Origin of the sequence: Marseilla massiliensis (assembly GCF_016899855.1) — a bacterium.
Taxonomy (GTDB): domain Bacteria; phylum Bacteroidota; class Bacteroidia; order Bacteroidales; family Bacteroidaceae; genus Prevotella.
This window is the reverse complement of record NZ_JACJJG010000002.1, coordinates 97,018-117,953: the sequence shown is the minus strand read 5'-3', so window position 1 is coordinate 117,953 and position 20,936 is coordinate 97,018. Positions and strand designations below refer to the sequence as shown.

At 47.2% G+C, this 20,936-nt stretch carries 19 protein-coding genes; 7 read left to right on the top strand and 12 right to left on the bottom strand.

Going from position 1 to position 20,936, the window contains the following annotated elements:
* Both H6A34_RS01250 and H6A34_RS01245 read right to left on the bottom strand, forming a co-directional pair.
* Positions 1-299: transposase (locus H6A34_RS01250; protein ID WP_205102961.1), on the bottom strand; the 299-nt coding region annotated here is incomplete at its 3' end.
* A gap of 22 nt (positions 300-321) precedes the next feature.
* Entirely contained in the window at positions 322-1,092 is a 771-nt protein-coding gene (locus tag H6A34_RS01245) for an aldo/keto reductase (RefSeq protein ID WP_239480713.1), read from the bottom strand.
* A 195-nt stretch (positions 1,093-1,287) separates the two neighbouring features.
* Between H6A34_RS01245 and H6A34_RS01240 the strand changes: the two genes are divergently transcribed.
* The 3 genes from H6A34_RS01240 to H6A34_RS01230 all read left to right on the top strand — a co-directional run bounded on the left by H6A34_RS01240 (position 1,288) and on the right by H6A34_RS01230 (position 5,042).
* A complete protein-coding gene (locus H6A34_RS01240; protein ID WP_205102959.1) occupies positions 1,288-2,094 on the top strand; it encodes a helix-turn-helix domain-containing protein in 807 nt (268 codons plus the stop codon).
* 327 nt (positions 2,095-2,421) lie between these two features.
* The gene (locus H6A34_RS01235) at positions 2,422-4,290 is read left to right on the top strand and encodes an alpha/beta hydrolase-fold protein (RefSeq protein ID WP_205102958.1); all 1,869 of its coding nucleotides are present in this window, start codon (positions 2,422-2,424) and stop codon (positions 4,288-4,290) included.
* A 59-nt stretch (positions 4,291-4,349) separates the two neighbouring features.
* Positions 4,350-5,042 (top strand): flavin reductase family protein, encoded by a 693-nt coding sequence (locus H6A34_RS01230; RefSeq protein WP_239480712.1) that lies wholly within the window; start codon positions 4,350-4,352, stop codon positions 5,040-5,042.
* Between the two features lie 82 nt (positions 5,043-5,124).
* On the opposite strand, the gene H6A34_RS15170 is transcribed toward H6A34_RS01230, so the two are convergent.
* From H6A34_RS15170 to H6A34_RS01195, 7 genes are all read right to left on the bottom strand, one after another.
* The gene (locus H6A34_RS15170; protein ID WP_205102957.1) at positions 5,125-5,601 is read right to left on the bottom strand and encodes an EamA family transporter; all 477 of its coding nucleotides are present in this window, start codon (positions 5,599-5,601) and stop codon (positions 5,125-5,127) included.
* Positions 5,555-6,643: a tRNA 2-thiouridine(34) synthase MnmA gene (gene mnmA, locus H6A34_RS01220; protein ID WP_205102956.1), complete on the bottom strand. Its 1,089-nt coding sequence runs from the start codon at positions 6,641-6,643 to the stop codon at positions 5,555-5,557. Before mnmA ends, H6A34_RS15170 begins: the two co-directional genes overlap by 47 nt.
* Positions 6,644-6,727: 84 nt before the next feature.
* Entirely contained in the window at positions 6,728-7,711 is a 984-nt protein-coding gene (gene fmt, locus H6A34_RS01215; protein ID WP_205102955.1) for a methionyl-tRNA formyltransferase, read from the bottom strand.
* Between the two features lie 90 nt (positions 7,712-7,801).
* Positions 7,802-9,652 carry a glutamine--fructose-6-phosphate transaminase (isomerizing) gene (gene glmS / locus H6A34_RS01210; RefSeq protein ID WP_205102954.1) on the bottom strand — a complete coding sequence of 617 codons (1,851 nt, stop codon included), beginning with the start codon at positions 9,650-9,652 and terminating at the stop codon, positions 7,802-7,804.
* Positions 9,653-9,922: 270 nt separating this feature from the next.
* The gene (locus tag H6A34_RS01205; RefSeq protein WP_205102953.1) at positions 9,923-10,846 is read right to left on the bottom strand and encodes a hypothetical protein; all 924 of its coding nucleotides are present in this window, start codon (positions 10,844-10,846) and stop codon (positions 9,923-9,925) included.
* A gap of 13 nt (positions 10,847-10,859) precedes the next feature.
* On the bottom strand, positions 10,860-11,591 hold the full coding sequence (locus H6A34_RS01200) for a hypothetical protein (RefSeq protein WP_205102952.1): 732 nt from the start codon (positions 11,589-11,591) through the stop codon (positions 10,860-10,862).
* A 1-nt stretch (position 11,592) separates the two neighbouring features.
* A complete protein-coding gene (locus H6A34_RS01195; protein WP_205102950.1) occupies positions 11,593-12,090 on the bottom strand; it encodes an RNA polymerase sigma factor in 498 nt (165 codons plus the stop codon).
* 135 nt (positions 12,091-12,225) lie between these two features.
* Between H6A34_RS01195 and H6A34_RS01190 the strand changes: the two genes are divergently transcribed.
* On the top strand, positions 12,226-12,606 hold the full coding sequence (locus H6A34_RS01190; RefSeq protein WP_021948932.1) for a GtrA family protein: 381 nt from the start codon (positions 12,226-12,228) through the stop codon (positions 12,604-12,606).
* Between the two features lie 18 nt (positions 12,607-12,624).
* On the opposite strand, the gene H6A34_RS01185 is transcribed toward H6A34_RS01190, so the two are convergent.
* The gene (locus H6A34_RS01185; protein ID WP_205102949.1) at positions 12,625-13,806 is read right to left on the bottom strand and encodes a Bcr/CflA family efflux MFS transporter; all 1,182 of its coding nucleotides are present in this window, start codon (positions 13,804-13,806) and stop codon (positions 12,625-12,627) included.
* Between the two features lie 130 nt (positions 13,807-13,936).
* Here H6A34_RS01185 and H6A34_RS01180 point away from each other — a divergent pair, with 130 nt between their 5' ends.
* The 3 genes from H6A34_RS01180 (at position 13,937) to H6A34_RS01170 (ending at position 18,721) form a co-directional block, all read left to right on the top strand.
* Positions 13,937-14,818: an AraC family transcriptional regulator gene (locus tag H6A34_RS01180; RefSeq protein ID WP_205102947.1), complete on the top strand. Its 882-nt coding sequence runs from the start codon at positions 13,937-13,939 to the stop codon at positions 14,816-14,818.
* A 404-nt stretch (positions 14,819-15,222) separates the two neighbouring features.
* Positions 15,223-16,536 carry a T9SS C-terminal target domain-containing protein gene (locus tag H6A34_RS01175; protein ID WP_205102945.1) on the top strand — a complete coding sequence of 438 codons (1,314 nt, stop codon included), beginning with the start codon at positions 15,223-15,225 and terminating at the stop codon, positions 16,534-16,536.
* Between the two features lie 76 nt (positions 16,537-16,612).
* Entirely contained in the window at positions 16,613-18,721 is a 2,109-nt protein-coding gene (locus H6A34_RS01170; protein WP_205102944.1) for a S8 family serine peptidase, read from the top strand.
* 318 nt (positions 18,722-19,039) lie between these two features.
* On the opposite strand, the gene rny is transcribed toward H6A34_RS01170, so the two are convergent.
* Positions 19,040-20,575, bottom strand: a complete 1,536-nt coding sequence (gene rny / locus H6A34_RS01165) for a ribonuclease Y (protein WP_021948927.1) — start codon at positions 20,573-20,575, stop codon at positions 19,040-19,042.
* A gap of 26 nt (positions 20,576-20,601) precedes the next feature.
* Positions 20,602-20,928, bottom strand: coding sequence for a cell division protein ZapA (gene zapA, locus H6A34_RS01160; RefSeq protein WP_205102943.1), 327 nt, complete (start codon positions 20,926-20,928; stop codon positions 20,602-20,604).
* Between the last annotated feature and the right edge of the window lie 8 nt (positions 20,929-20,936).

The window sequence follows — 20,936 nt, the reverse complement described above, 5'->3', positions numbered from 1 at the left end:
GCCTCCGTCTCCAAACGCGAGTACGCAAGCGCCTTCTCCAACTCGCGCACGCGCTTGCGCAGGGCCGCGTTCTCATCCCTGTATTCCTCCTTGCTGCGTCTTGCCATGTCGTCGTATTCTTCTTCCGACGGCAAAGATAAGGTTTTCTCCCCATACTTTGACTGCCATGACGACAATAACGTCGGATTACACAGGCCATACTTCTTTGCACACTTGCGCTTGCTCATGCCTGACGAGTAATAGTCACGAAGGACGCTCAATTTGAACTCCTCGCTGTACTTTGTTGGATTCTTTCGCATTGTTTTACACATTTTTTATTGTTCATAAATGTGTCAACTTTTGCCAGGACAAGACAAAACTTTCTTTCCTGAACTGTGGCATGGAAGCTCGGTAGTCTGTAGCCGCGTCGAAGCGGTCGTTTGCCGTATAGCACCCCGAAAGCAGGCCGTTGGCAAGCGGAGAGAACGCCACGAAGCCGATACCCAGTTCTTCGAGCACGGGAAAAAGCGATTCGTTCCACCGCGCCATCATCGAATAGCGGTTCTGTACGGCTGATACCGGGCATACGCTGTGCGCCCTGCGCAGATATTCTACGCTTGCTTCAGAAAGGCCCCAATGAAGAATCTTACCCTCCTTTATCAGGTCGGCCATCACGGAAGCCACCGCTTCCGGTTCCACCTGCGGGTCGGTGCGGTGCTGGTAGTAGAGGTCGATGTGGTCTGTCCGCAACCTCCGCAGGGAGCCTTCGACCGAGCGGCGTATCACCTCCGGACGCGAGTCGGTGATGACGGCGTGAGTGCCGGGCGCGTCAGGATTTTCAAACGAAATGCCGAATTTGGTCGCAATGACAATCTTGTTGCGGAAAGGCTTGAGGGCCTCTCCCAACAGTTCCTCGTTGTCATGTGGACAGGCAGCGGTTCCGTAGGATTCCGCAGTGTCGAAAAACGTGTAACCCATATCCACCGCGTCGGCCAGCAGTTCGGCCATCTCCCGCTTGTCGGCCGGCGCCCCGTAAGCGTGGCTCATACCCATGCAGCCCAAGCCTATGACGGACACTTTCAGTCCGCCCTGTCCCAATGTTCTGTAGTTCATATCTTGATTTTTTATTATACCGATGCAAAATTACGGCAGTCGTGGAAAAGCCGCTTTACAAGGATTTCGGTAGGACATACACTTATTCCCGTTTTTAGCCGATAAAACTAAAGGGCAAGCATTTCGGGAAATATTAAAGATGTTGTTAGCTTGAAATATGTATATTTGCATTCGTGAAACAAAAGAATGAAAGCCATGGCTGAAACTGAAAATATCATAATAAGGGAAAACCTTGACGGACTGGGTACTGACGCTTACGGTAATTATCTGGCCCATGCCCTTTGCCTGGCAGGCGGATGCAGGCTGAAATACAACGGAGAGGAACGCGAGCTGCGAGCGGGCGACCTGATGATAGTCCGTAAGGGCAAGTTGGTAGAGCGTATCCGGCCGACGGAGGATTTCCGGGTAAAGGTGATATACGTGACCTCTGAGTTTGTCGTGCTTTCAACGCCACTCAGCAACTATGGGATGAAAGGCCAGCTGGCCCTGTTCCTTAATCCCGTAATGAAGCTAGACGACGCGCAACAGGAACAATGCCGCAAGGATTTCGAGATGGTGGAGGCACGACTGGCGCAGACCGATCACCATTTCCGTAAAGACCTGCTGATAGCCTCTGTACAGATGTTGATAATAGATTTCTTCGATTTCCATTCCCGTCTTTACGGAGTGGACAATATCCCGATGCAAAGCGCCTCTATCATGAGCCGTTTCCTCAATATGCTGGAAAACGGGACATACCGCGAACACCGCGAAGTGAACTGGTATGCCGACAAGCTGTGCGTAACTCCCAAATACCTGTCTGAAGTATCCCGCAAGATAAGCGGTTATGCCGCCAACTACTGGATAAACCGCTACACCATCCTCGACATATCCCGCCTGCTGCGCGACAAGTCACTTACTTTCGTCCGCATATCCGATATGTTCTACTTCTCGTCGCCCGCCTATTTCAGCCGATACGTGCAACAGCATTTAGGCGTGAGCCCAACGGAATACCGGGGATGATGTCAGTTACCTTGCCAAGGAATATCGGCGAACAGGCTTTGCCGAGGAAATGACTCAGCGTAAAATGTCAAACTATTGATAAGGTAAGTATAATAACCATAAGTAGTAGTCCTTAATACTGCCATTTCCTAAGAAAAAGAAATAAGCCGGAATAATATGGAACTATCGGATTGTGGTAATTGTGATTGTAACAAGAGTCCGTGGATAAGCGAAGCGTGTCAGTGCTTTGTTTAACTAACCGTAAAAATGCAGGCATTCGCGGTAATTATTGTAATACGTGGCACAAGAATTATGGCGAACTTTGCAGGCGTGCAATTACATGAAACGATGGGAAGAAAGGCCTGCATGACAATGATGATGGCAGCCATAGTCACGGGATTATGCGCCTGCACGGAAAAGACAGAAATTACAACTGATATGAACGGGAGCGGAGCAACTGACAATGACAATTTTCAAATCCGGATGACCAAATCCGTCCCAGCCCAATATTTTTCGGAAGCAACCGAGCAGGGGCAAGTTGTGAGGATAGAGTACGACTCGAGAGATTATACCTGCGACAACCACCCTGCTACGCGGAAACCAGCTTATGTGTATCTACCGTACGGCTATGATGAAAGCCGTTCATACGATGTCATCTATCTGATGCATGGATGGACAGGCAGGGCAGAGGACACTTTTGAAACTTTGGGCGGCGCGCAGAAGAACATACTGGACTGGATGATACAGCAGGGGGACTGCCGTCCCGTAATCGTTGTTTCTCCTACATGGGACAAGGACAACCGAGCTAAAGACTGGGGCGAGTCGTGTGAGGAAATCGCCGTGTTCTACAACGGGTATGAAAACGACCTTATTCCAGCCGTTGAAAGTCGCTTCTCAACATACGCCGAGACGACGGATCGGGCTGGTATCGTGGCCTCGCGCGACCATAGGGCTTTCGGCGGATTCTCTTTGGGGAGCGTTACGACATGGTATATCTTTGAGCATTGTTTTGACCTGCAACGCTTCTTCTTGCCGATGAGCGGCGACAGTTGGCATGTTACGACATTTGGCGGACAGACGGCGCCGGAGCAGACGGCACAGTTCCTTGCTTCGGTAGTCCAGGCATCGCCTTACGGAACTGATAACGGATTTCACGTATGGCACGCCGTGGGGACGCAGGATGCACGCTTCTATCAGACCCATAATCAGGCGATGGCTTGTTTGCAGCTGACCGATGTGTTCACCCCACATAATTTTTCATACCATCAGAGAGAGGGTGGGCAACACGACTACAATTCCGTCGTTAAGTTTGTCTATAACACCCTGCCGTTTTTCTTCCCGGATGAAGAACAACAGTCTTTCACTCGCACAAGTCGCATCAGTGATGTAATGAACGATCCGGCTTTCGGTGACTGTGGACGGCTGATTTTCCCAGTGGATGAAGGATACTGGAGTGGCGAGACATTGGAACAGCTGCGTTTGGTGTGGTACAACTATATAGATCCGGAAAAGACTGTCGAAATCTGCAATTACCTGAAAGCACATACTGGTAGCGCATTCCTTGACATTTATACGGAAACAGAGAAACAGGCTGACCCCCAGAAACGTAACACGGGCCTGTTCTTCTTCCGTGGAAGCCCTGGCGCTCCCTTTTCCGTCTGCAATGCAGGAGGGGCATTCGCGTATGTCGGAGCTATGCATGATAGTTTTCCTCATGCCCTTGAATTGTCCAAACTCGGCTATAACGCTTTCGCGCTTATCTATCGTCCGGACAATGCTTACGAAGACCTTGCCCGTGCAATTACCTATATATATGACCATGCTGATGAATTGGGCGTAAGCGCTTCCGGTTATTCCCTTTGGGGCGGTTCAGCAGGTGCACGTATGGCGGCAGTGCTTGGCAATGCAGGATACCTTCGTCAATTGACCGGACGTAAAGATATACCGCAAGCAGCGGCTGTAATCATGCAATATACGGGATATAACACGGTCAGCCAGCAAGATGCGGCAACATATGCTTGTGTCGGCACTAACGACGGTATTGCATCTTGGCGTACCATGCAACGGCGGTTGCAAAGCCTTTCAGCCCTCGGAATTCCGACCGAATTTCATGCTTACGACGGACTTCCACACGGCTTTGGATTAGGCACGGGAACAGTGGCTGAAGGATGGATAGCTGATGCTGTTCGCTTTTGGAAAGCGCAGATAGATAATTGATAGAAATATGAACGCATGTAATTCTTATAATTCTGAATTTAAATCAACAAGAAGACAATATGAAAAAAGCAATAATTATTGTAGTAGCCTTGCTGTCTGTATTGACAGCCTGTAATGAAAACAATAAATCTAACGATATTAACATGAACGTGAATCAGAAAGAAAAAGTAAAGGAGGTGCCCGGACGCCGGAATTTCGGAACACAGCATCCGGTCATGACACCGCAACCCTGTATCATGATAGCGACTTATGACGAGAATCAGGTTCCGGACGTTATGATGGCGGCATGGGGCGGCCAGTGTGACTATGACAAAATTACTTTTGATTTAGGAGCACACAAGACAACAGAGAATATAAAGCTGAAAAAAGCATTTACGGTCAGTTTCGCTACGGAGGAAAATACGGCTCAATCAGATTATTTAGGATTGGTGAGCGGTAATAAGGTTACAGACAAAGTGAAGCGTGCCGGGTTCACCGTAACTCCAAGTCCAAATGTGGATGCCCCGATAATCAACGAATACAAGCTAACGCTGGAATGCCGTGTTGTTGAAATGGAAGAAAACACCGATGGCGGTGCACGTGTGGTTGGTGAGGTCGTGAATTGGAGTGCTGATGAGAGCATTCTTAATGCCGAAGGTAAGGTTGATCTTGCAAAACTCCGACCGATTATTTTCGACTCTTCCGCTTTGATTTACCGCGCAGTCGGCGATAGTGTAGGGCAGGCATGGCATTCAGGTAAGAAGTTTCAGTAATCTAAAAAACAAATAAGACTATACAGACAATCAAACTGAGCAACAACGGGAGACATTGTAGGATGTTTCCCGTTGTTGTTTATTATTCTGTTTGTTTTTCTTCTTTTGCTGGGCTATGTGTAACGACCATTGCTCCGGCTATGACAAGGACGAGCGCGACAGGTTTATCCCAACTAAATACGTCCTGCCCGATGCAGATGGATGCAATGGATGCCACGATGGGCTGCATGTTCATATAGACGCTCACCGTGGTGGCATGTAGGTATTTCAGCACAAACGGTATGAGGAAATAAGAGAGGCAGGTGGAACCAATTAATACGAGCAGCAGCATAGCTATGGCGGAAACGTCTGCCTTACCGTTGTATATCCGTTGTTTGCTAATTTGTTGTGGAGGCGGGGAATTATATAGGGAGAGTAAGGAAGCCAGGATGTTGCCATCGCGGCTGGTATGTGGAAGACGTGTCTTGACTTCTTTACCCTTTCCTTGATTTCTTAATCGGTGAGGACATGCATCAGATACATATCTCGCCGCTTCCGACGCATTTGTGGTGCTCTTCATCGTACACGGTGCAGAACTGGCCGGGGGCTACGCCCTGTATCATGTCCTCAGAGTGTACGGCGAAGGCCGCCTTGCCGGCGCGTTCGAGCGTGGCTTTGTGGAACTCGGGGGTGTGGCGTATCTTAAACGTAACGTTTATCGACGCTTGTCCTTGCCAGGGGTCGCATGTCAGGAAGTTGAAGCCGTGTATGTTGAAGTCTTTTTTGTAGGCCGTAGCCGGCTCGTATCCTTTGCTTACGTAGAGGATGTTCGCCTGCATGTCTTTCTTCACGGCATACCACGGGCCGCCGCCGAAGCCGAGGCCGTGGCGCTGGCCGATGGTGTGGAACCATAGCCCCTTGTGGCGTCCGATTTTCTTGCCGGTCTCAAGCTCGAGCACGTCACCCGGGTTTTCGCCCAAGTAGCGGCGGATATAGTCATTGTAGTTTATCTTGCCCAAGAAGCATATCCCCTGGCTGTCCTTGCGCCTGGCGTTGATAAGGCGCTCGCGTTCGGCTGTAGCCCGCACCTCTTCTTTCATCAGTCCCCCGATGGGGAAGAGGGCTTTCTTGAGTTGCCAGTCGTGTATCTGGGCGAGAAAGTCTGTTTGGTCTTTCACGGGGTCGGGGCTTGTCGTCAGCCATTTCATGCCGTCTATTATTTCCGTCCGGGCGTAGTGGCCTGTGGCTATCAGGTCGTAGTCATGGCCTGCTTTCTCGTTGAAGGCGCCGAACTTGATCAGCCTGTTGCACATTACGTCGGGATTCGGCGTGAATCCTGCCCGCACTTTCTCCATGGTGTAGCGTGTCACTTGGTTCCAGTATTCCTTGTGGCAGTCTACAACTTCGAGCCTGCAGCCGTATCTTGCGGCTACGGCGGTAGCCATCTCAAGGTCCTCTTCGCTCGAGCAGTCCCACTCTTCGCTCTCTTCGGGGCCTATCTTGATGTAGAAGCAGTCGGGACGGAAACCGCCTCGGGCAAGCTCGTACACGACGACGGAACTGTCGACTCCGCCCGAGAGGAGTACGGCTATGCGCTTGTCTTTTAATAATTCATAATCCATAATCCATAATTCATAATCGGGCAGGATGTGACCGTGGTGATTGTAATCCTGCCCAAGTCTTCACCCTTTCACCTTTTCACCCTTTCACCTTTCAAGAGTGTAGCTTTCGATGTCGCGAAAACCGTTAAGGAACGCCCGTGCGTCCATGCGTTTCTTTCCGCTCAGCTGCATTTCGTCGAGCTGTAGCCAGCAGTCGGCCGTGGCAACGAGCATGTTCCCGTTGAATATCCTTATCGTTCCCGGAGCATTCCCGTTGCAGGGCATTTGCGTTAAAGCGGCCTTGAATAACTTAAGGACCGAATTCTTACCGTCGGGAGATACCATGTTGGTCCATGCTCCGGGGTATGGCGACAGACCGCGGACGAAGTTCCGCGCCTGTTCTGCCGGCATGTTCCAGTTAATCCGGCATGTCTCCTTGAATATTTTTGGCGCGTAGTGCAGCTCTTTGCCTACCGGTATCATGTCTTCTTGGGGCAGTGAGTCTACGTGTCCGTTGCCTGCGATAATTCTGTCTATGGTCTTCAAGGCTATGCCGGCGCCGAGTTTCATCAGGCCATCGTACACGTTCTCTACGTTGAAATCGTCTGCGATGTCGAACGGTTCCTGCATTATTATGCGGCCGGTGTCGATATCGTGGTCAAGGAAGAATGTCGTGACGCCAGTCTGTTTTTCGCCGTTGATGACGGCCCAGTTGATGGGTGCCGCCCCACGGTACTGCGGGAGCAGGGCCGCATGGACGTTGAACGTGCCGAAACGCGGCATGGCCCATACCACTTCGGGCAGCATTCTAAAGGCCACGACAACCTGAAGGTCGGCGTTGTAGCTTCTCAATTCATCAACGAATTGCGGGTCTTTCATCTTTACGGGCTGTAGCACGGGCAGACCTTTTGCCACGGCATACTGTTTAACGGCAGAAGGCTGGAGCGTGTCCTGGTGGCGTCCTACTGGTTTGTCGGGCTGTGTCACCACGGCTACTACGTTGTATCCGCCGTCGACAAGGGCACGCAGTGTCTCCACGGCGAACTCGGGAGTGCCCATGAATATTATTCTCAGGTCGTTCTTTGTCATGTCTGTATTTTGGGAAATTAAGAATTAAGAAAATATGCCTTGCAAGGTGTTTTCTACACGGCAGTTGGATTTTTGATTTTAAATTCTTTCCTATTCTACGGTTACTGACTTGGCGAGGTTTCTCGGCTGGTCAACGTTCAGCCCTTTCTCGACGGCTACGTGGTATGCCGTAAGCTGTAGCGGGATGACGGATAGTAACGGAGCGAGCGGCGCAAGTGTCGGAGGAACTTCAATCGTAGCTTCCGCAATGTCGCTCACTGCCTCGTCGCCTTCCGTTACGATTGCTATAATCCGGCCGTTACGGGCTTTTACCTCTTCGATGTTGCTCAGTATTTTCTTGTACAGTTGATGGTGTGTAGCGACAAATACGACGGGCATGTCTTCGTCAATCAGGGCTATCGGCCCGTGTTTCATTTCCGCGGCGGGATAGCCTTCGGCATGGATATAGCTTATTTCCTTTAGCTTCAGGGCGCCTTCAAGGGCTACGGGATAGTTGTACCCTCGGCCCATGTATAGAGCGTTTTCAGCGTATGTAAGCGTTCTGGCAATGTCCTTTATCTTGCTGTCTTTTTCAAGAACGGTTTTTATCTTGCCGGGTATTCGGCCAAGCTCCTCTATGGTATCTTCGTATTCCTGTTGCGGGATGGTGCCTAATTCGTGGCCCAGCGCAAGGGCGAATAATGTAAGTACGGTGACCTGCCCTGTAAAAGCCTTGGTTGAGGCTACGCCTATCTCGGGCCCTACGTGTATGTAAATGCCCGTGTCAGAGGCCCGCGCAATGCTTGAGCCTACGGCGTTGACAATGCCGAAGCACAATGCGCCGCTCTTCTTTGCCAACTCGAATGCCGCAAGCGTGTCGGCGGTCTCGCCGCTTTGCGATATGGCTATCACCACGTCGCCAGGCAGGATTACAGGGTTGCGGTAGCGGAATTCCGAGGCGTACTCCACCTCCACCGGAATTTTTGCCCATTGTTCGATTAGCTGTTTGCCTATCAGTCCGGCGTGCCATGACGTGCCGCAGGCTACGATGACGAATCTTCCTGCGTTGACAAGTTCATTACGGTGCAGGTTGATGGTGCTCAGCACGATGCGTTTCTCCTTGAGTAGAAGGCGTCCACGCATGCAGTCGGATATGCATCTTGGCTGGTCGTATATTTCCTTGAGCATGAAGTGGTCGAATCCGCCCTTTTCCAATGACTCGAGGTTTATGTCCACCTCCTTTATATCATGGGTTATTTCTTTGTTGTCAAGGTTCCTTATCTCAATGTCCTGGCCGAGCTTAAGCAGTGCCACCTCGTTGTCGTTGAGGTAAATCAGCTTGTTTGTGTAATCGGCGAATGGCAGCGCGTCGGAAGCGAAAAAGAACTCGCCATTGTCCTTGCCTACGCCTATTGCCACGGGACTGCTTTTCTTTGCTACCACTATCTTGTCTGGAAATTCTTTGTCGATGACGGCTATGGCATACGCGCCTACAACTCGCCTGAGCGCCAACACGACCGCTCCTTCAAGGTCTTTGCCGTATTCCTGCTGCATGAATTCTATGAGTTGTACAAGCACTTCTGTATCGGTGGAACTTTTGAAAGTGAACCCTTTTCCTTTAAGAAACTCTTTCAGGCTGGCGTAGTTTTCGATGATGCCGTTGTGTACAAGGGCCAGGCGTCCGCTCTGTGACACGTGCGGGTGGGCGTTGACGGCTGACGGTTCGCCGTGGGTGGCCCACCTCGTGTGGGCTATTCCTATCTTTCCGGTGGTGTCTCTTTGGCTTGCTATGGCTTCAAGATTGCTCACCTTACCTTTCTCCTTGTAAACGTTCAGCTGCCCTCCGTCGTTGATGAGGGCTATGCCGGCCGAGTCATAACCACGGTATTCAAGGCGTTTCAGCCCTGCAATCAATATCGGGTAAGCCTCTCTGGGGCCTATGTATCCTACTATTCCGCACATAATCTTGAATATTTGTCGGGCAAAGATAATAATTAAAAACGAAAATATTGTTGCGCGCTCTGTTTTTTATCTGTAAAAGCTTTTAAATCCTTGACTTTGCGGTATGCCACCTTTTACATTGTGAAAGATGGCCTATTGTCTTCCGAAAGACGGCCGTTGGGACTGTAAAAGACGGCCTTTTGCATGACCGTCAGTAAACAATAAATCCGTGAGGCGCTGGCTGTGCCTCACGGATTGCGTGCTTGTTAAATTCAGAGAGAGTATGTTATCCTATTTCTTTAGGTCTGATATGGCGATATCAAACAGTCCTTTTATATATACGTCCCATTCCCGCATCTGCATGTCCTCTATGCTGCGGATGCAGAACTTACGCTCTTCTTGGTTCAATAGTTTGCCGTGTTCGCGGCATAGTTCCAGTATCTTGTTGGCCAATACCGTCCTTACGTCGTCCTTGTTTGTGCTGCGCGACTTCATGAACGTAGCTCTAAGACTGCTTAAACGCCTGAAAAAATCCGTGCTTGTCTTTATCTCGTTGTTGTCCTGCATGTCGCCACTTTGGATTTCATATGTGCCGCTTCCGAGCTTTTTCAGCACATCGAGGTCTTTTAGCTTTTCAAGCTCCTTCAGCTGTTCAAGGTCGCCAAGGTTTATATATGTGGTGGTGTTATTTTTTACTTTCTGCGGATTCAGGCTGTAAATCACGTTTATCGAGCCGCAGAACTTGCCGTTGTCTTCGTTCTCGTACCATATTATTGCGTAGCAGTAACGGCGCAGGCTGTCTTTTGGGTCTTGTACAAGCATTATGCGGTAATTCCTGTCTTTGTGGGCACCAAAAGATATGCTTTTGTCAAGTTTTCCTCCGTATGCTATGTTTGTAAGACGGTTATTGTCTATTCCGGCGTCTTTGGAATATACGTTGTAGGCAACATCCGTGTCTTTTTTGAATGCGTTTAGTACGGGATTAAGTTCCTTTTTCTTGTTCATCGGCAACACGAATACATATTGGTCGCAGAACGATGAAACCTTGTTCTCCGGACCTGTGTTCTCCAGGTAGTTGCTTCTGTGAAAATACTCCGAGAGGCTTTTGTCGTTTATGAAGCTGTCGATGGCCTTTTTCAGATTTTCCTGTGCGTTCACTGCTACGGTCGTTGCGGCGCATAGTAGTGTCGTGGCTAATAATCTTATTGCTTTCATATCTTCTTGTTTTTTAATAATATTCTTCTTCAACATCGTAACTTTCAAGGGCGGTCAGGTATATTTCCAGTCCTGCCTCAATGCTTTTATAGTCATTATATATGTCGTTCAGTATTTCTTCCTGCTGCATTTCGGTCTCCTTAACGTTCTTTTCGGCTATGAGTTTTGCCTCATGGCTTATGGTGTCTTGCCGTGTTTCGGCTAAATATACTTTAGGAGGCATGGGCTTGTATCTGTCCCTTCTTATGCTGCGTCGTGTTTTTTTGTTCTTTGGAGTATTTACGGTTGCCGTGTCAACGGTCAGCGTGTCCGTCTTTATTGCCTGTTCAATATTTACCGACTTGGTTGGCATGGGCAAGTTGTCTGCCGTCATTGATTGCTTTGGCGCGGGCCATGTAATGAGCAGTAGCATGGTGACGGCTGCTGCCGCGGCTATTAACAGGTACAACTTCTTAAAGGTATTACGTCCGCTACGGTGGTTTGTTGATGGCTGTAAGATAGCGTGCTTAGGGCTATTTTCTCCTCTGCCAGTATCTGTTGAGGCTTGCATGTTTGGCTCATTGCCATCTTGAATGTTGTCAAGAGGCATTCCTTCGTCGAACCACGCGAACATTTCCTTATAAGCTTTCCACTCTTCCGGAACGTCGTGGGTGCGGAAATATTCAGCCAACAGGCTCTCCTCTTCGATGGATGTTTGGCCTGCCATGAACCGTTCAATCAGTTGCCGTATGTCTTTTTCTTTCATCTTATTTTCTCCTTTTCATTATTTCGCCGAGTATCTTGTTCCTTGCCCTTGAGAGAAGCGTCGACACCGACGCTGGCGATATGCCCAGCATTGTGGCTATTTCGTCGTAAGTCTTGCGTTCAATCTGTCTTAATCTCAATATCTTGTATTCTGTTGAAGGCAGTTGCGCAAGCTTGTTTTTAAGCCATTCCATATTCTCGTGCTCTTCAAGCGAAACGTCAGGCGTAGGCTGTTTTTCGTCAATGTAGCTCTTGTTTGAGTCTATCGGTACGGTATGTTGCCGCCTGAATCCGTCTATGGCACGGTGTCGGGCTATGCAGACAGCCAGGTTTTCGGCGTGTGATATGCTGCTGATGTCGTCGCGGACGGTCCACAGCTTCAGCATTACCTCTTGGGCAATGTCCTCTGCCTCGTCGTCGCCTACAGACATTGAGCTGGCTATTTTCACCGCTTTCAGCCTTATCCTTTCTGCTATGTCTTCAAATTCTGACTGTCTCATAAGCCTTTCTAAACAATAAACGGACAATCACTCGAAATACAAACAGGTTTTAATGTATTTTAAGAAAACAAGCTTCATTTCTTGTTTTTGTGTTGATTTTGGCGTATCTTTGCGCAGCTTTTTACATCATATATTATGTTATTTAACCGTGAGACATTTTTCGAGATAGTACGTTTCGGCATTGTCGGCGTTGTGGCGACGGCCCTTCATTACGGAATTTATTGGCTGCTTAATGACCTGATGAATGTCAACGTGGCATATACTTTAGGCTATTTCATCAGTTTTGTGGTCAATTATCTGCTGTCGGCACGGTTTACTTTCCGACGCAAAAAGTCCGTAAAGAACGGTTTGGGATTTGGCGTCGCGCACGTGTTTAATTATCTGTTGCAGATATGTTTGCTTAATCTTTTTATATGGTTGGGCGTCAGCAAGTCGCTGGCTCCTGTTCCGGTATATTGCATTGCAATACCCACCAACTTCCTGATTGTAAGGTTTGTATTCAGGAAGTTGGGATAAGTGAGTATCCGGTTCTTGTTATTTATCGCTTAATTTAACGCTGTGCGCGAGCATACAGCTTGCGGCCGTGATGGCAACGAAGATGATGGAAGATGTCATGAATACATTTCCGAGCCCGACAAGCGGCGACACTACTCCGCCAACAGCATATCCAATTGTTCCCAATAGGGCTGAGGCTATGCCTGCATTGTTGCGTTCAGAACCCATGGCGAGCGTGTTTGAAGCTGTGCACATTGCGCCTACGAACATGTAGAGCATGAACAGTGAGCCTTCGTATGCCCAGAATCCGGCATGCGTGAGCAGTGTGACTGCAAGTACTACCGCTAAAACAAGTGCCCAGGAACTCGATATCCTGATTACGCGGCGCATGTCTCCGAGCCTTGCGGCAATGCCTGCAGATATGGCAAGTGCGATTGCGTTTACCCCGAAGACAAGGCTTATGCGTTCGGCTGACAGACCGTATGAATCCATGATGAAGGGCGCGGAGGCGAGATTGGTGAATATCATGGCCATGACAAGCCCGTATTGTGCTACCGCGCATAAATATATACGGTTGGTCAGTATTTTCCTGATATCGCTTATAAGCGCGTTTGGATTAAGTGGAGTACGGTTGTCCGAAGGCAGAGACTCCTTTAGCAATATGGTGCCGAAAACCATTGTGACCCCGATGGCGAAGAGCAACCAGAACACGGCCCTCCAGCCGCCGGTGCTCACGACGATACCTCCGAACATTGGCGCAAGTACTGTCGCTACACCGTTAATCATGCCGATTATTCCGAACATCCGTGCCAGGGCGCTGCCTGAATAGCTGTCGGCAGCGATCGAGCGCGACAATACTATTGAGCCTGCTGCGGCCAGTCCCTGGAAGAAACGCATTGCTATGAAGAATGTTATGGAATGAACGGATAAGCAGCCGAGCGTGGCGGCGAGGAATAACAATAGTGAAAAGAGCAGTGGCTGGCGCCTGCCGTAACGGTCGCTGATGGTTCCGAAGAGCAGTTGGCCTAACGCCAGGCCGACCGTACACGAAGCCAGTGACATTTGTACCATAGACGGTACGGTATGATAATATTCGGTAATCATCGGAAACGATGATATGTACATGTCAAGTACGAACGGTCCAAATGTGCTTAATAACCCTAAAAATCCTTCAAGAAACAGTCGCGGGTTTTCTTTTTTAGCTTCTAATGTTATCCTCATCTTTGTGAATTTTGGATGCAAAAGTACATATTTGCAGCTGTTCGCGTATTTCATAGTTTCTACAATGTATTTCATTTTTGGAACAAACAGCATGTAAAGATGATTAATTTTACTAATTTTGCACTTGATTATGGACACTTCTGTTAACGAACACATTATATTACCGGAAGTTCCGGGGCAGATAAAATATCTTGAAACAGACCTTGGCTGGATGGCCTCTTATCCGTTGAGGCTCCACGTTGGGGTGTACCTTGCCGTCGTGTCGGGTACAGCAACGCTGAACACAGGCACGGATACGTATATCCTGAAGCCGCAAACCGAACTGACGCTTACGGCTGGTTGTCTTGTGCAATGTACAGACCGTTCTTGTGATTTCGGGGTAAGGCTTTTTTCTTTCACACAAGAACTTCTTGCTAAAGTGTCGCTCCCGATAGACCATATATATTTTGACTATAATGAGCTTCATCCGCTTTATCTCCACACTCCTGACGACCGCAGTCAGCGTACATGGCGTGAACTGCTGCTTTGGATGGACATGGCGCGCATGCTTTTTGGCACGCCGGGGCGGCTTCGGTTTATGACGCTACAGGAGGAAACATTCCTGCAAGGGTTCTGGATGTGGTGTTTCGGGACTATTCAGGAGAGAATCGACGTAAAGAACGATTTTACTAACACACAGTTAATTGCCCACGAGTTTATTCGGCTTGTGAAATCGGAGGCGGTGAAGCATCATAACGCCGAGTATTATGCCGACAAACTGAACATCACCCAACGCTATCTTAACAAAATAGTGTTTCGTCATAGTATGGGGCGTACGCCCAAACAGCTAATCGATGCACAGCTTATAGCCGAGATAAAAGGGCAGCTGATGGATTCGTCGCTATCTGTTACTCAAATAGCTGCGCGCTTATGTTTTCCGGACCAGTCATACCTTAGCCGCTTTTTTCGCAGACATACAGGCATGTCTCCTTCACAGTACCGTGACTCACGTTCGTTACATTGGAATTTCTGAACGATAAGTTGAAATATAAAACGCCGTCTTTGAGCTTGCCAAAGGCCATCTTTTAAAGGCTAAAATGCCGTCTTTTACTCGTTAAAAGACGGCATTTTATAAATCGTTGAGTATCAATGTATTATAGGTTTGATTGAAGAATATGTGTTATTAAGCGGTTTAATATGTTATAAATTTTGTCTTAATCTATACAAAAACACATAATTCATAGACATTCAAGGATATTTTACACTTGAACGGTATACACACCAATAGTAAAAAACGTTAAAACAAAACGGTGATTTATTTATTTTGTTAAAAATTGCAAGCTTTATTACTTTTCTTTCTTAAATATTTTTTACTTGTAGGAAAAATCAATAGATTTGCATTAAGACACTTTTTATAACTAATTAAACCGTTAAATTATGAAAAAGACATTTTTACTCATGTTGGGATTTATCATGGCTGCGTCAATGTACGCGCAAGTTTGGGACGGGACGGCAACGTCGTGGACTTCAGGTAGTGGTAGCCAAGCAGACCCGTATCTTATAGAGACTCCCCAACATCTGGCCTACCTTTCTGAGCAGGTAAGGGCCGGAGAGACGTATGAAGGAAAATATTTTAAGTTGGCGAGCGACCTTGACATGGGTGGAGATAAGGACCTGAAATTTAGTCCGATAGGATTTTTTGACGAATATGTTGATCCTGAAGACCAGTCGAAAATAATAGATGACTCAAAATATTTTCTTGGAGTTTTCGATGGAAATTACAAGACGATAGATAATGTTTATATCTATTATGTGGATGAGGTGAATTCTGTAGGAGGTACAGGTTTGTTCGCATGTATATCAGGAAATGCCGTAATAAAGAATCTGTCGATAGGCAACAGGTCAAAGATAGAAGGACTTGACAGCTCCGGTTTATTTGTCGGCACCATGAAAGGGGGTACAATATCCAATTGCGTCAATAACGCGGAACTGTCCTTGGAGTCAGGGTGGTATCATGGAGGTATTGTCGGCTTGATGAATGGCGGCGTAATATCAGGCTGTGTCAACCGTGCTAAAATAACGAGTTTGACCGGTGTCGCAGGAATAGCCGGTTATGTTGATGGGGATGTAATTATAGAAAACTGCTATAATACAAGTGAAATCTGTTTCACGGGAATGTACGGCGGAGGTCTTGTCGGGTCGATAGACAGCGGCGTGTTGCGTAACAGTTATAATTACGGAAAGGTATGGACTCCTGATGAGTTGGGCTATATGTGGGGTGCTGCAGTAGCAGGTTCTGTTGGTTGGGACGATAGTTGGAAAATAGAGAATTGCTATTATCTTACTTATTCTGACGGTTTGGCTGACGAGAACACCGGCGTTACCGCAAAGACAGAGGCTGAAATGAAGGGCGCAGACTTCCTTGCTGCTCTTGACAAGGGCCAGGGCGTGTGGGTTGCCGACGGACAGAACTTAAACAGCGGATATCCCATTTTGAAGTGGCAGGCCGACATCGCCTCGTCAATAAGCAACGTGACAAGTGAAATAAGCGGGGATATCATCGTTGACGGACACAACGTCTCGACGACGATTGCCGGCGCCAGAAGCATAGTTATCACAAGTCTTGACGGACAGATTGTAGTCCAAGGCGACATAAATGATGGCGGCGTGTATGTTCCGGCGAAAGGGTATTTCGTTGCAACTGTATACGGTGACGGCGTAAAACATAGCCGTAAGATTATCATTAAGTAATATTCAGAGCCAGGTTATAAGTCCACAATGCCATCAATAGTGTGCGTATTGTGGACTTTTTAATAAAAATCCAGCCATGAAAAAATCATTATTCGTACTTTTGTTGTCGCTTTGCGTATTGGCAGGTGGTGCGCAAGTTGATGTTAAGGAATATAGTCCGAAATTGACAGCCTCGACCGTCAATTTAATGGAAAAGGCAGTTGTTACTCGAACCTTGTCGCCAGAGCAAACGGTTAATGTATTTATCCGTTTGGCTGATGGTGCGGACATTGAGCGTATTGGGCGGATATATGGTGTCAAGTTTAATGTGGGAACCGGCAATCTTTATACAGCCGTTGTGCCTATGTCAATGCTGGCGGCGCTTGCGGATGACGATGGAGTAGAGGCTGTTGATGCAGGACAGGAAGTCCACATGATGATGGATGCAGCACGACGGCTCACGCATGTGGACGAGGTTCATGCTGGTACTTCGCTTACAATGCCATTTACGGGTAAGGGAGTGCTGGTCGGAATAATTGACGCCGGATTTGATTTCAATCATCCTAATTTCCGTGACAAAGACGGTAATTGTAGAATACAGGCTGTATGGGACCAAAATAATTTCCTCGTAACGGACAGTGATTATGGTTACGGGAAGGAGTATCGAAGTACGGCTGAAATTGTTTCGGCTGGCCGCGACATGGAACTAACGGGTGACACGCATGGCACTCATGTGGCAGGTATTGCTACCGGAAGTTATGACGGGCCATATCTTGGTGTTGCTCCGGAAGCTGATATTGTGCTTGTATCGACCAACAAGACTGAGCAAGGGATAATAGACGGAATTGATTATCTGCTTGAATATGCGGAGAAAGCCGGTAAACCTATTTCCATAAATCTTAGTATAGGTACTGTTTTGGGGTATAAAGACGGTACAGATGCGTTTTCCGTGCTGATAGATAATTTAATGGAAGGGCAAACTGGTAAGGTCATCTCTATTGCCGCAGGTAATGAAGGCGACCGTAATTCAACATTATCCGGTTTGTTTGGAGCAGATTGTACTGGAGTGAAAAGTTTTTGGATACCGCCAACCTATAATCGTGACAATCTGTTTATACAAGGTGAACGTGGGGCTGATTACGAATTGGTGTTGTCTCTCAAGAACAAAGATACAGGGGAAAAACTGTTTACTAAGACGTTTACCAGTGACGAACGGCAGACGTTAAGCTTTAAGGACTTTGGTTCGCAGGCAAGCGATAACGGTCATTTGAGCGTTTCTGTGTCAGAAAATCCTTCTAACGGTAATCCATGTTTTCGGGTTACTATGACTTACGATTTGCCCGAAACAGAGATATGGGAGGTCGCTTTGTCGTCAGAAAGTGGCCGTTACATGATAAACAGCGATTATGGTGAATTTGTATCTTTAGGGAAGAATGGATATTCTGCTGGGACGAATGAGAGTTCTATTGCAGCTACAGCTACGGGATTTAATTCGATAGCCGTGGGAGCTTATGTATCTAAAAATACATACAATGATTTGTCCGGTTCCATTCATGATAAAGACTGGACGCTTGAAGATATATATCCTTTGTCAGGCAAAGGCCCTACTTACGACAATAGGATAAAGCCTGACGTCGTAGCTCCCGGCGCGGCTGTCGTGTCGTCATTCAATTCTTATGCAAATAGTTTTTATGTTAGTCCGGAAGATAAGGTCACAAGTGTCGTGGATGATTATACCGGACGGACGTATTCTTGGGGTGTTGCCAGCGGCACGTCGATGGCGACGCCTGTTGTTACCGGTACTCTGGCCTTGTGGCTTGAAGCAAATCCTTATTTGTCGTTAGAGGATATACGTAGAATTATTGAGAGCACTTCTTCTCATGATACTTTTACGGGTGAAGTGGCGAACGGCGTCTTTGGCCATGGCAAACTTGACGCGTTTGCTGGCTTGAAATATTTAGAGCAGAATACGTCCATTATCCAAAACGAGATACTCGGCTTGAAATATGAATTGCACGACGGAATACTCTTTGTGTCAACTGATACAGATATTAGCAGAATTGACATATATGGGATAGACGGTAAGATGTTGGGGTCGGAGAAAGGCTACGGTAAAGAAATACGTATGCGTCTGCCTTCAGATGGCGTGTTCTTTGTCCGTATTGTCACTGATACATGGCAAAAAACTTTGAAATTGGCATTTTGATGAGAGGGCTTAATAGTGTAATTCCCGAACTAATAATGTAGCAGAAAGGAACAATGTCAGTCTGCTGCTGGCAAAATGACTTATGGCGACATGATATGAAAAATTAAATGGTTGTGTAATTGATGGTCAATCAGATAGTAAAAGACCGCCTTTTAACTTGCAATATGCCGCCTTTTGAGTGACAAAAGGCGGCCTTTTAAAATGTTACCAAATATCCTTCAATGAATTATTTATTGTCAGACAAATCATAAAAAAGAAACGTGTACATGCCTCGAGATTGACATGTACACGTTTCTTTTTTATCAATAATAAGTTTGATTATTTTGCGTATGCCACGCTACGGGTTTCACGTATAACAGTAATTTTTACTTGTCCGGGATAAGTCATTTCGTTCTGTATCTTTGTCGCGATTTCTCCCGAAAGTTTTTCTGTTTCCTTGTCGTCCATCTTGTCAGCTCCGACTATTACTCGAAGTTCACGTCCGGCTTGGATGGCATAAGTTTTTGTCACGCCAGGATAACTCATTGCTATGGCTTCAAGGTCATTCAGACGCTTGATATAGGCCTCGACTATTTCGCGGCGTGCGCCTGGACGTGCACCGCTAATAGCGTCGCAAACTTGTACAATCGGAGCAAGTAGAGTATTCATCTCCATTTCGTCGTGGTGAGCTCCGATAGCGTTTACAATGTCTGGCTTCTCCTTATATTTCTCTGCAATCTTGGCTCCGTATAGTGCGTGTGGCAATTCGCTCTCCTCATCCGGAACCTTTCCTATATCGTGAAGTAATCCGGCACGCTTTGCCTTCTTCGGATTCAAACCGAGTTCCGAAGCCATTACCGCACATAAGTTGGCTGTTTCACGTGCGTGTTGCAAAAGATTCTGGCCATAACTTGAGCGGTATTTCATCTTTCCGATAATGCGGATAAGTTCTGGGTGCAATCCGTGTATCCCAAGATCTATAGCGGTACGTTTTCCGGTCTCGATGATTTCATTGTCAAGTTGTTTTTTTACTTTTGCTACAACTTCTTCAATACGTGCCGGATGGATGCGTCCGTCAGCGACGAGTTGGTGTAATGCGAGGCGGCACACCTCTCGTCTGATAGGGTCGAATGCTGAAATTACAATAGCTTCAGGTGTATCGTCAACTACGATTTCTACACCAGTAGCGGCTTCAAGTGCACGTATGTTGCGTCCTTCGCGTCCGATAATACGTCCCTTAACCTCATCGTTGTCAATATGGAATACGCTTACAGAATTTTCGATAGCGGTTTCCGTGGCAACGCGTTGTATGGTCTGTATGACAATTTTCTTAGCCTGCGCATTTGCGTTCAGCTTTGCCTCATCCATTATTTCATTTATGTAGCTCGCTGCGTCAGTACGGGCTTCATCTTTAAGGCTTTCTACAAGCCTGTTTTTTGCCTCTTCCGCGCTGAGCCCTGATAGTTCTTCAAGTTTTGCGCGTTCTTGCAGCTGCATCTTGTCAAGTTCGTCCTGGCGTATCTGGATAAGCTTTTTTTCGTTGTCAATCCTCTGCTGTTGCTGATCAAGGTCTTGTTTCCTGCGTCCGAGTTCTTCCTGGCGTTGGTTCAATGACAGTTCTCTTTGTTTCAGCCTGTTCTCGTTTTGTTGTATTTTCTGGTTCCTGCTTTGTACCTCTTTTTCCAGTTCGGATTTTTTGTTAAGGAATTTTTCCTTTACCTCCAACATCTTTTTTTCTTTTAAGACATCGGCTTCTTTTTCAGCGGCACTAATCATTCCCTTGTATTTTCCGGTAATAACATACCTAAAAATAAAATACCCCGCGAGCCCTCCGATTACGAGAGCTACCACGGCCACTACAATATTTAATATCATTTGTTATTTAGTTGAAGTTAATATTCTCACTTATCAGTATCATGGGCAGAGCTGTTTACGCCCAAGGCGCCTTCAATTTCAGAGGTGATTTTTGTGAGAATATTGTTGTAAGGTTCGGTATCGTTATGCGCTTTCTCAAGTTCAAGGCAGCTGGCAATGTCCAGCATCGCCATGAAAAGGATTTCCTTTTCGCTTCTGCTTGTCCTATATAGCTCAGATAACGAATTTACTTCGTCTGTTATAAGCTTTGCCGCTCTTCTGCAATAAGGTTCATTCTCGGGCATGATATCAACCTCAATGTCCGTATCGTAAACGTGCAATCTTATATGTATTTTTTTTTTCTCTCCAGCCATCGCCACTT